This is a genomic window from Paractinoplanes rishiriensis (genome assembly GCF_016862375.1).
GTDB classification, from domain to species: Bacteria; Actinomycetota; Actinomycetes; order Mycobacteriales; family Micromonosporaceae; genus Actinoplanes; species Actinoplanes rishiriensis.
Window position 1 is genome coordinate 27,813 of the sequence record NZ_BOMV01000109.1, and the last position, 11,435, is coordinate 39,247.

The following is an 11,435-nucleotide window of genomic DNA, read 5'->3' on the forward strand; positions in this document are numbered from 1 at the left end:
TACCGCCAAATCTTGACACTCGCTCGAAACGGTCACTAGCGTGCCGAGTGACCGTTCACTCTGCGGTCTGAACAGATCAACGGTCAAATGGGTGATCCCCTATTTGACCGACGAGTGAACGGTCATCCGCAGACTGGAGTTCCGTGGCGATGTTCAACAGAATCCGCCTGGTGGCCGGTCTGGCCGCCGTGCTGGTGCTCGGCCCGTCCGGTGCGGCGGTCGCCCACCCCGCCCCGGAACAACGGCCGCGGATGGAGCGGCTCGATCGCGGTCTGGTCGCCGCCGTCACGCCGGACGGTGTCTTCCTGAGCTGGCGGCTGCTCGACCACGAGGAACGAAAGGCCTTCCGAGTCCTCCGCGACGGCCGGCTGATCGCAACGGTCACCGGCAGCACGAACTACCTCGACCGGGACGGGGACGCCAGCAGCGTCTACCACGTCGGCAACGCCGCCGTACGCCCCTGGTCGCAGGGCTGGATCGACATGCCCCTGCAGAAGCCCGCCGACGGTGTGACGCCGGCCGGCGTCGCCTATACCTACCGGGCCAACGACATGAGCGTCGGCGACGTCGACGGTGACGGCGCTCTGGAGTACGTCGTGAAGTGGGATCCGACCAACCAGAAGGACAACTCGCAGGTCGGCTACACCGGCAACGTCCATGTCGACACCTACGAGCTGGACGGGACGCTCAAGAACCGGATCGACCTGGGTGTCAACATCAGGGCCGGCGCGCACTACACGCAGTTCCTGGTCTACGACTTCGACGGCGACGGCAAGGCCGAGATCATGCTGAAGACGGCGCCGGGCACGAGGTCGGGCACCGGCGCGTACGTCACCATGCCGAGGGGCGATCTGCGGGCCGGCTTCCGCAACACCGACGACTACCGGTTGTCGCCCGCGGGCTACTACGAGCACCTGGTGACGACCTTCCGCGGCTGGCACGCCCACCCGGAAGTGGTCGCGGGACGCTGGCCGGCGACGCTGGAGCAGGCGTTCGGCATCGAGCCGCGGTACGCCTACCCGCTGTCGGACGCCGACGCCCGGGCCCTGACCGACTACTACATGGACGTCTACGCCCCGTCCCGCAGCGCCAACAACAAGCCCCGGCAGTTCGAGGGCTTCATCCTGTCCGGCCCCGAATACCTCTCCGTGTTCGCCGGCGACACCGGCCGCGAGTTGCAGACCATCCACTACCAGCCGGGCCGCACCGACGACGGCCTGATGTGGAACGACTACGCCGGCGGGCGGATCGAGCCGGGCAACCGGGGCGACCGGTTCCTGGCCACGGTCGCGTATCTCAACGGCCGCCGCCCGTCCGCGGTGTTCGCCCGCGGCTACTACAGCCGGTCCACGCTGGTCGCGTACGACTGGGACGGCCGGCGTCTGCACGAGCGCTGGTTCGCCGACAGCGGCTGGGTCACCGTGGACAACCCCTTCAACGGAAAGGTCTTCGGCGGGGCCACCGAGCTCGCCGGTCAGGGCTTCCATTCGCTCAGCAGCGCCGACGTCGACAACGACGGCAAGCAGGAGATCGTCTACGGCTCCGCCACCCTCGACGACGACGGCAGCCTGCTCTACTCGTCCGCCGACGTGATGCCGCCGGGCACCCCGGACGCGGGCACCATCCGCCCGCTCGGCCACGGCGACGCCATGCACGTCGCCGACATCGACCCGGCGCGGCCCGGCCTGGAGATCTTCACGGCGCACGAGAACAGCCGCGCGCCGTACGGCTACGCGCTCCGCGAGGCGGCCACCGGGAAGGTGATCTACGGCGCGTTCGCCGGCCGGGACGTCGGCCGCGGCATGGTCGGCGACGTCGTGCCCGAGGTGCCCGGCCTGGAGACGTGGGCCAACGTGCCCGACGGCTCGGGTGTGCTGGGCGTGCGCTCGGCGACCGGCGAGACGCTCAGCAACACCACGCCGGGCACCAACATGAGCATCCGGTGGGCCGCCGACATGACCACCCAGATCGTGACCGGTTCGGGTGACGCCACGCCGATGATCACCGACTGGCGCCGCGGCACCCTGCTCACCGCGACCGGCACCCTGACCAACAACAGCACCAAGGGCAACCCGGCACTGGTGGCCGACATTTTCGGCGACTGGCGCGAGGAACTGCTGCTGCGCACCACCGACAGCAGCGCGATCCGGATCTATCTGTCCACCGAGGTCACCGACCGGCGGCTGCCGACGCTGCTGCACGACCCGCAGTACCGGGTGGAGACCGCACGCCAGCAGACCGGCTACAACCAGCCCGCCTACCCCAGCTTCTACCTGGGTTCCGCTCTCCAGATAGCCGTCCCTCAATAAGGAGCATCCCCATGCACCGCGACAAGTCCACCCGGTCGCGAAGAGGAGCCAAGCTCGCCGCCATCGCCGCCGTCCCCGCCCTCGCTGTCAGCATCGGTGTGGTAGCCGCCGCGCGCGCCGACGCCGCCGGTTGCGCGGTGAAGTACACCGTCACGAACACGTGGTCGGGCGGCTTCGGCGTCGCGGTCGACATCACCAACCTCGGCGACCCGGTCAACGGCTGGACCCTCGCGTTCGCCTTCCCCGGCAGCCAGACCGTCGCCCAGCTCTGGAACGGCACCGTCACCCAGTCCGGCGCCGACGTCACGGTCAAGGACGCGGGCTACAACGCGGCCATCGCGACCAACGGCACCACCAGCTTCGGCTTCAACGGGGCCGGCACCGCCGGCACGCCGGCCAGCTTCAGCCTGAACGGCACGGTCTGCACGGGCGCGACGACCCCGACCACGGCCCCCACCACCGCTCCGCCCACCACCGCTCCGCCCACCACCGCGCCGACCATTGCGCCGACCACTCCCCCGGCGCCCGAATCCGGCCGTCAGATGGAGGACCTCGACCGCGGCGTCATCAGCGTCCGGTCCGGCAGCGGCAACCTGGTCTCCTGGCGGCTGCTGGGCACCGAGGCCACCAGCACCGGCTTCAACGTCTACCGGGCCGGCACCAAGGTCAACGCAACCCCGATCGCCAACTCCACCAACTACCTCGACTCGGGTGCGGCGGCCGGTTCCTCGTACACCGTCCGGGCCGTGGTCAACGGTGTCGAGCAGCCGGACTCGCCGGCGTCGCTGTCGTTCGGCAACGGTTACCTCGACGTGCGGATGCAGATCCCGGCCGGCGGCACCACCCCGTCCGGGGAGGCGTTCACCTACCGCGCCGACGACCTGTCCGTCGGCGACGTCGACGGGGACGGCCAGTACGAGCTCTTCGTCAAGTGGTACCCGTCGAACGCCAAGGACAACTCGCAGTCCGGCTACACCGGCAACACGCTGATCGACGCGTACAAACTCAACGGCACCCGGCTGTGGCGCATCGACCTCGGCCGCAACATCCGCTCCGGCGCGCACTACACCCAGTTCCAGGTGTACGACTACGACGGCGACGGCAAAGCCGAGATGGCCGTCAAGACCGCCGACGGCAGCCGCGACGGCGCCGGCACCATCATCGGCTCGTCCTCCGCGGACTACCGCAACTCGGCCGGCTACGTGCTGTCCGGCCCCGAGTTCCTGACCATGTTCGCCGGCGACACCGGCCGCGCGCTGTCCACCGTCAACTACCTGCCCGCCCGGGGCACGGTCGGGGACTGGGGCGACACCTACGGCAACCGGGTCGACCGGTTCCTCGCCGGCACCGCCTACTTCGACGGCCAACGCCCCAGCGTCGTCATGGCCCGCGGCTACTACACCCGCGCTGTCGTCGTCGCCTGGGACTTCCGCAACGGCGCCCTGACCCGGCGCTGGACCTACGACTCCGGCAACAGCAACGTCGGCGCCTACGGCCAGGGCAACCACAACCTGTCGATCGCCGACACCGACGCCGACGGCAAGGACGAGGTCATCTACGGCTCAGCGGCGCTCAACGACAACGGCACCCTCATGTGGCGCTCCGGCCTCGGCCACGGCGACGCCCTGCACGTCGGCGACTTCATCCCGTCCCGCGCCGGCCTCGAGGTCTTCCGCCCCTCGGAGAGCACCTCACAGCCGGCCGATGCGATGCTCGACGGCCGCACCGGAGCGGTGATCTGGTCACACGCCTCGTGTGGCTGCGACAACGGCCGCGGCGTGGCCGCCGACATCTACGCCGGCAGCGCCGGCGCCGAGGCCTGGTCCAACGCGGTCGACGGTCTCTCCAACACCAGCGGCGCCAACATCGGCCGCAAGCCGGGCTCGGCCAACGCGCTGATCTGGTGGGACGGCGACACCACGCGCGAGCTGCAGAGCGACATCTACATCGACAAATACGGCACCGGCGGCGACACCCGCCTGCTGACCGGCTCCGGGGTGGCCTCCAACAACGGCACCAAGGCCAACGCGGGACTGACCGGCGACATCCTGGGTGACTGGCGCGAGGAGGTCCTCTGGCGGACCACCGACTCGTCGGCGGTCCGGATCTACAGCACGCCGACCCAGACCAGCACGCGGCTCTACACGCTGATGCACGACTCGCAGTACCGCGTCGCCATCGCCTGGCAGAACACCGCCTACAACCAGCCGCCCCACCCGAGCTACCACATCGGCAACGGCATGGCCGCCATCACCAAACCCACCATCTACGTACGCTGACCAGCACGCCAGCGAGCCCGGCGGCCCGGACCCGGCGAGGGGTCCGGGCCGCCGGTCCGTTTCCGCCTGTCCGGCAGAAAAAGGTGGATCAAGTTCCTCACATTCCCGGCCCGCCTGCCGAACGGTGTGGATGAGGCGAACTGCGGCCGCGGGATCTCGCACGAGGTGCATTTATGATCGACACGACATCAGGATCGACGTCGGTGCCGGGTGGTACGCCGGGGCTGCCGGAAGTCGGTGATCCGATCTTCCTGGTCCTCGGCGAGGGCGTGAACTTCCGCTCACGACTGGAGTCGGTCGACGGCGGCAGCTTCAGCGTTGCCGCGCCGTTGGAGACCATCGGCCCGGCGGCACTCGAGCCCGGCCGCGAGTTCGACGTCTTCTGGGTCCCACCACGCACCCGCGTCGTGATGCCCTGCCGGCTGATCGGGATGTCGGACACCGCCCCGTTCCGGTGGACGCTGCTGCCGACCGGCGACGTCCGCCAAGCCAACCGGCGGGAGTTCGTCCGCGGCGGAGGCGGCGCGGCAGTACAACTCGACACGGAAACAGGCACCCACTCCGCGCAGGGTGCCCTCCTCGACATCAGCGAGGGCGGTTTGCGCTGCTGGATCGACGAGGCGTTGCCGCTCACGGCCGGCGACGGGGTGCAGGCGACCGTGTGGCTGGGAACCGATGAGGTCAGTCTGCTCGGAACGGTACATACCGTACGCGAGGCTCCGCACGGAGATCCCGGGCAACACCTCATCCTCACCTTCGACTCCAAGGACGACGTGGCCCAGGTGATCCGGCAGTACATCCTCGCCTGGGAGATCGGTGAGCGCCGTCGCGCCAGGGCAAACGCGTCGTAGTCTCCGTCCGCAATCAGGCCGGAAGTGGCTGGCCAACGAAACCTGGACGGCGCCGGTGACGCCGGAGTGACGTCGCGATCCCACCGGAGCACCGATCACAACAACTCCGCCAGGAGCTCACCCGCCCGCCGCGCCCCGTCCGCCGGCACCGGCCGGTAGTCCACCTTCCGGCCGATCTCCGCGGCGATCGCCTCGGCCAGCGCGTCCGGTTCCAGGTCGGCGTAGTCCATCCGCCGGCCTGCGCCGTGCCGCTGCAGCCGGTGTGCCACATGGAACTGCTGCTCGAAATGGTGTCGCAGCGGCACATAGATGAAGGGCCGGCCGAGCGCGGTCAGCTCCATCGTCGTGGTCAGCCCGCCCTGCACGATGGCCAGGTCGGCGGCGGCCAGGCGGGCGGGCAGGTCGCTCAGATAACCGTGTACGGAGAGCCCCGGCCGCACCGGGAACCGGGCGGGGTCGAGGCGCGGGCCGGTCACCACGACCATCCGCAGCCCGGGCACCAGGCGGGCAGCGTACGGGTACGCGTCGACGACCCGGCGTACCAGGTCGCCGCCGACGGCCGAGCCGCCCACGCTCACGACGCACACCTTCTCGTCCGGATCGGTCGCGGGAGCGGCGTACGAACGCGGGTCGAACCCGGTGACATAGCCGGAGAACGCGTAGTTCGCCCGCGTCCAGTCGCGGATGAACGGCAGGTCGGCGCCGAACCGCTCGTCGACGATGTCGTCCGGGTCGCCGACGAACACCGCCCGGTCGCGCAGCCGCGGGAACCGGGCCACCTGCGCGATCATCTCGGCGTTGTAGTCGGCGGCGACTAGCGCCTCGCGCTCGCCGCCGTCCGGGAACGGCAGGAAGCCGACGAAATCCGTCAGCCAGGCGTACGCGAACCGCTTGAGCTCGGGGTTCTCGAAGAGGAAGTGGTCGACGTCCCAGGCCTCGTCCCCGACGACCAGGTCGTAGCGCTGGTCAGAGACCACGTCGCGGAACACCATGAAGTTGTTGACCAGGATCTCGTCCATGTCCCGCAGCGCCTGGAAGCAGTGCAGGTCGTGCTCGCCGGACTCGCTCTCCACGTGCGCCGACTCGTTGGCCAGCCAGCGGCTCGCCGGGTGGATCCGCTCCCCCGCGTCGTGCAGCATCCGGGTCACCGGGTGCTGGGTGAGCCAGTCGATCCGTACGTCCGGATGCTGCTCGCGCAGCTGCCGGGCGATGGCCAGGTCACGCCGGGCGTGGCCGAGACCGATCGGCGAGCACAGGTAGAGCACCCGTTTGCGCCGCGAGTCCCACCGGGTCCAGGTGCGCCGCGGCTCGGGCCGGCCGAAGCGCCGGGCGAACTCGGCGATCAGTTCGTTGACCTGGACCGCGTCCCGGGCGTTCGGGATGTGCCCGGCGCCGTCGAGCACCGCGAGGGCCCCGCCGGTCAGCTCGGCCAGCCGCTCGCTGCGCGCGAGCGGGGCCAGCACGTCCTCGGTGCCGTGGATGGCCAGCAGTGGGCGCTCCACCCGCCGGCACCACTGTTCGATGGTGTCCTGGCCGGGCCGGTACGCCTGGCTCTCCGCGACGAGCACCGCGCCGCTGGTCTCCAGGGCCCAGCCGACACCGTCCTCGATCGCCTTGGTGGAGTGGCGCTCCGGGAAGCACTGACCGAAGAAGAACCAGGCGAAGTCCTCGTAGTGGGTGAGCCAGTAGTCCCGGTTGTACTTCGCCCAGTGCCGCAGCGGGTCCGGACCGAGCCGGGGCACCGCCGACGGCGGCAGGTCCGGCAGCGGCCCGGAGACGTCGAAGACGGCGGACCGCTCGGCGTGCGGCGGCAGGGCGATCGACGGGCCGATCGCGATCATCCCGTGCACCCGGCCGGGATGCTCGACCGTGAGTTCGAGCGCCCAGTTCACCGCCCGGGACAGCGCCACCAGCACCGCCCGGTCGGTGCCGGTCGCGTCGAGCACGGCGAGCGCGTACCCGACCTGGGCCGCCTGCGCGTAGGGTTCGCTGGTCAGCGGCCGGTCCGAGCGGCCGTTGCCCGGGCCGTCGTAGACGACGACCCGGAAATGCCGGGCGAGAAAGCCGATCTGCAGCTTCCAGAACCGCTTGTGCACGATCGTCCAGGTGGGCAGCAGCAGAATCGTCGGCCCGCCGCTGCCGTACACCTCGAAATGGATCTTCACCCCGTCGTGGTCGACGAAGCCCTCACTGTCGGGCAGTCTCGCGTACATCAGCCACCTCCCGATGGCGTGCCGGGCGCGGTATGAACCGTGGCGTGCGCGCCAGGTAACGCTCGTACGGCGTACCCAACTCGTTCTTGAGATCTTGCTCTTCGAGCCGCACCCCCACCAGGATGTACGCCGTCGAGGCACCGGCGAACAGCAGCCGGCCGACGCTCATGTCCGGCACCGCCCAGAAGGCGATCAGGAAGCCCACCATGATCGGGTGCCGGACCAGGCGATAGAGCCGCGGCTCCCGGAACTCCGGCGACTCGCGACGCAGGCCGAACAGCGCGAAGTGCCCGAGCGCGAAGGTGCTCAGCACCAGGAAACCCCAGCCGAACAGGTACAGCCCCCAGAGCGTCACCCGGGCCCACTGCGGACCGACCGTCCAGACCGGGTCGGGCAGCGGCTTCCACTGCCACAACAGCAACGCGACGGCCGCGCTGGCCGTGAGCACGTACGTGCTGCGCTCGACCGACGGTGAAACGATCCGCGTCCACCGGCGCTTGAAGCCGGGCCGGGCCATCACGCTGTGCTGGACGGCGAACAGCCCGAGCAGCGCGGCGTTGATCAGCACCGCCTGCCAGGCCGGCACCACCGGACCGTCGTCGACGCCCTTGGGCACGACGTGACCGGCGAGGAAACCGATGGTGTAGGTGAAAACCACAAGAAAGAAGACGTACGCCACGACGCGGTAAACCTTGCTGATCATCCCGTCCTCCCAGCCGGCGCGGTCGGTCGATCGACCGAATCAGCAGCAAGGTAGCATTCGGTCGATCGACCGAACAAGGAGTGCCATGAACTCGACTCCGCTGCGCATCATCGAAGCCGCCCGCAGCTGCCTGCTGGCCGACGGATACGCCGCGCTGTCCACCCGCCGGGTGGCGGAGGTCGCCGGCGTCCCGCTCAGTCAGATCCACTACCACTTCCGCGGAAAGCAGGGCGTCATCGTGGCCCTGCTGGATCACGAGAACCGGCAGCTGCTCACCCGCCAGCGCGAAATGTACGGCTCGGACACCCCGCTGTGGCAGCGCTACGAACAGGCGTGCGACTTCCTCGAGGACGACCTGGCCTCGGGCTACGTACGCGTGCTGCAGGAGATGATCGCCGCCGGCTGGTCCGACGCCGACCTCGCCGCCCGCGTCCTGACCCTGTTGCAGAGCTGGTTCGAGGTGCTCAACGAGGTCGCCCGGGAAGCCGAGGAGCGGTTCGGCTCACTCGGCCCGGTCCGGCCCGCCGACCTGGCCATGCTGATCGGGCTGTCATTCCTCGGTGGCGAGGCGGTGATCCTGCTCGGCGACGAGGGCTGGAACGCCCGGGTCCGCTCGGCGCTGCGCAGCGTGGGGGCGGTGATCCGGCGCTTCGAGGAGTCGGCATAGAACTGGGCACGATCGTGACAGCGGCTCGGCCCGGAGCGGCCATAGCTTCGCGACCATGCGACCTCTACCTCTCCTCGTCGCGGCCACCGCGCTCGCGGCGATCAGCGCGGCCGGTCCGGCACACGCTGCTCCGCCCGATCTCGACGCCGTCCACACCTGGCATGGCGACCAGCCGGGCGAGCGGTACGGCTGGGCGGTCAGCCGGCTCGGCGACATCGACCGCGACGGCGTGCCGGAGGCCATCGTCGGCGCCGCCCGGCACACCGACGACCAGGGCCGGGTCAACGGCCACACCGACGTGCGCTCCGGCCGCACCGGCAAGCTGCTCCACCGCTTCACCGGCGCGCCGGACGACGTGCACGGGTACGCGATGGCCGACGCCGGCGACGTCAACCGCGACGGCGTGCCGGACATCGTCGTCGGCGCCACCGGCGAGGCCCGGCTGGGCTGCTTCGACACCCCGCGACCGGGCCGGATCCAGGTCTACTCCGGGCGGACCGGCCGTGAGCTGCTGACGGTCGGCGGCGAGGCGGACGGAGACCAGTTCGGCGCCGCCGTCGGCTCGGCCGGCGACGTGGACCGCGACGGCCGGTACGACCTGCTCGTCGGCGCGCCCTGCCACGACGGGCCGGCCGGCGCGGATGCCGGTCGGGCGTACGTCCTCTCCGGCCGCACCGGCAAGGTCCTGCGCACCCACGACGGCGCTGAGGCCGGCGACGCGCTCGGCTGGGGCGCCGCAGGACTGGGCGACTCAGGACTGGGCGACTCAGGACTGGGCGACTCAGGACTGGGCGACGACCACGGCGGCTACATCGTCGGCGCCAAGGACGCCGGCCCCGGCGATCGCGGACTGGCCTACGTGTACGACGGCCGGCGCGGCACCACCCGCTTCACCCTCGCCGGCAACGAGAAGTCGTTCGACTTCGGCTGGTTCTTCGTCGCCGCCGCCGGCCGCGTCGACGGGGACCATGTCCCGGACATCTATGTCGGCGACTTCTGCGCCGAGGACGCCACCGACCAGTGCGCGCTGCCGGCCGGGCAGGCGTACGTGTTCTCCGGCCGCACCGGCGAACGGCTGCACCTGTTCCGCGGCGACCAACCCAACGACGGCGCCGGACCGGGCCGGTCGGCCGGTGACGTGGACCGCGACGGCCGTGACGACATCGCGGTCGGTTTCTATTCCAGCAGTGCCGGCGCATTCCAGGCCGGGCGGCTGGTCGTCTACTCCGGACGCACCGGCCGGATTCTGCGCGACCTGCGCAGCCCGGTCGCGAACGAACTGTTCGGCTACGACGCCGTCGGCATCGGCGACGTCGACCGCGACGGCCGGGCCGATCTGCTGGTCTCGGCCGCGGGCGGCGACACGGTCTACGTGATCGGCACCTGAGCGCCGCGCGCCTGCGAGGGCGTGCAGCCGAACGCGGCCCGGAACGCCCGGGTGTAGTGGCTGTGGCTGCTGAACCCGTGCTCCGCGGCGATCCGGGACAGGTCGGCGCCGGTCCGCAGCACCCGGGGCAGCGACTGCCGCAGGCACAGCAACCGCCGGTAGCGGGCGATCGGGTATCCGGTGTGCCGGTGGAACGTGCGGGCCAGGAAGTACGGCGAGTAGTGCACCGCGGCGCCCAGCTCGGCCAGCGTCCAGACCCGCGTCGGGTCGCCGGCCAGCAGCCCCTTCACCGCGTCGACCGCGACCGCCGCCGCTGCCCGGTCGGCGCGGCCGGCGCGGCGGAGTGGGCGCAGCCGCCGCGCGGTGTGGCCCAGCACGGCGAGCACCGCCTCGTCGGCGGCCAGCAGGTCGGGGTCGGACCGGCGCAGCGCCGCCCGGGCGCGGTGCACCCGGAGGTAGGACTCCGACGCGCAGGGCACGTGCCGCACTCCGGCGCCGGTCTCCAGCCCCAGCGCGTCGGCCAACTCGTCGCCGACCGCGACGAACGTGCACCGGTCGCCCTCCGCGCTGACCAGCCCGCGGCGGTACGTGGTGTCCCGGTCGTACACCACCACCTCGTTGACCGTGCGCACCTCATCGGGTGCCGTACCGGCGCCGATCCGCACCGCGGTGGACGGCAGCACCACGTGCGGCCGCTCGCCGATCCAGTTGGGCTCGTGCCAGCGCGCCGCGTCGGGCGGGCAGTCGAAGCCGCCCAGCACGTAGCCGGATCCGGCCAGCAGGTGCCGCGCGTACGGGCCGGTCCGGCGGTCCAGCAGCTGCGGCATGCGTCGACCCTAACGGCGCGGCGGACGGCGGTGGGTAGCGTTGCCGGGGTGGGACATCGGGTGCTGGTGGTCGACGACGATCCGACGGTCAGTGACGTCATACGCCGCTATCTGGAGCAGGCCGGCTGCGAGGTGCACCTGGCAGCCGACGGTGCGGACGGGCTGGCCGCGGTCGCCGCGCACCGCCCCGACCTGGTCG

General features: G+C 70.9%; 9 protein-coding genes. 6 read left to right on the forward strand and 3 right to left on the reverse strand.

The features are described 5' to 3' along the window. The first annotated feature begins 149 nt into the window (after window positions 1-149). From Ari01nite_RS45550 to Ari01nite_RS45560, 3 genes are all read left to right on the forward strand, one after another. The gene (locus Ari01nite_RS45550; protein WP_203790529.1) at window positions 150-2,309 is read left to right on the forward strand and encodes a rhamnogalacturonan lyase; all 2,160 of its coding nucleotides are present in this window, start codon (window positions 150-152) and stop codon (window positions 2,307-2,309) included. Between the two features lie 11 nt (window positions 2,310-2,320). Beyond that, complete coding sequence (locus Ari01nite_RS45555) at window positions 2,321-4,588, forward strand: rhamnogalacturonan lyase family protein (protein WP_203790531.1); 2,268 nt, start codon at window positions 2,321-2,323, stop codon at window positions 4,586-4,588. A gap of 173 nt (window positions 4,589-4,761) precedes the next feature. Then, window positions 4,762-5,439 carry a PilZ domain-containing protein gene (locus Ari01nite_RS45560; RefSeq protein WP_203790532.1) on the forward strand — a complete coding sequence of 226 codons (678 nt, stop codon included), beginning with the start codon at window positions 4,762-4,764 and terminating at the stop codon, window positions 5,437-5,439. A 95-nt stretch (window positions 5,440-5,534) separates the two neighbouring features. On the opposite strand, the gene Ari01nite_RS45565 is transcribed toward Ari01nite_RS45560, so the two are convergent. After that, a complete protein-coding gene (locus Ari01nite_RS45565) occupies window positions 5,535-7,652 on the reverse strand; it encodes an alpha/beta hydrolase (RefSeq protein WP_203790533.1) in 2,118 nt (705 codons plus the stop codon). Beyond that, a complete protein-coding gene (gene mddA / locus Ari01nite_RS45570; protein ID WP_203790534.1) occupies window positions 7,627-8,355 on the reverse strand; it encodes a methanethiol S-methyltransferase in 729 nt (242 codons plus the stop codon). The genes Ari01nite_RS45565 and mddA overlap by 26 nt, the downstream gene beginning before the upstream one ends. Before the next feature lie 85 nt (window positions 8,356-8,440). On the opposite strand from mddA, the gene Ari01nite_RS45575 reads away from it, so the two are divergent. Both Ari01nite_RS45575 and Ari01nite_RS45580 read left to right on the forward strand, forming a co-directional pair. Next, a complete protein-coding gene (locus Ari01nite_RS45575) occupies window positions 8,441-9,022 on the forward strand; it encodes a TetR/AcrR family transcriptional regulator (protein ID WP_203790535.1) in 582 nt (193 codons plus the stop codon). Window positions 9,023-9,077: 55 nt separating this feature from the next. Beyond that, entirely contained in the window at window positions 9,078-10,409 is a 1,332-nt protein-coding gene (locus Ari01nite_RS45580; RefSeq protein ID WP_203790536.1) for an integrin alpha, read from the forward strand. Here the strand turns inward: Ari01nite_RS45580 and Ari01nite_RS45585 are convergent. Next, the gene (locus Ari01nite_RS45585; RefSeq protein WP_203790537.1) at window positions 10,391-11,236 is read right to left on the reverse strand and encodes a helix-turn-helix transcriptional regulator; all 846 of its coding nucleotides are present in this window, start codon (window positions 11,234-11,236) and stop codon (window positions 10,391-10,393) included. The genes Ari01nite_RS45580 and Ari01nite_RS45585 overlap by 19 nt on opposite strands. 48 nt (window positions 11,237-11,284) lie before the next feature. Here Ari01nite_RS45585 and Ari01nite_RS45590 point away from each other — a divergent pair. Then, a partial coding sequence (locus Ari01nite_RS45590; protein ID WP_203790540.1) for a response regulator occupies window positions 11,285-11,435 on the forward strand: 151 nt, incomplete at its 3' end.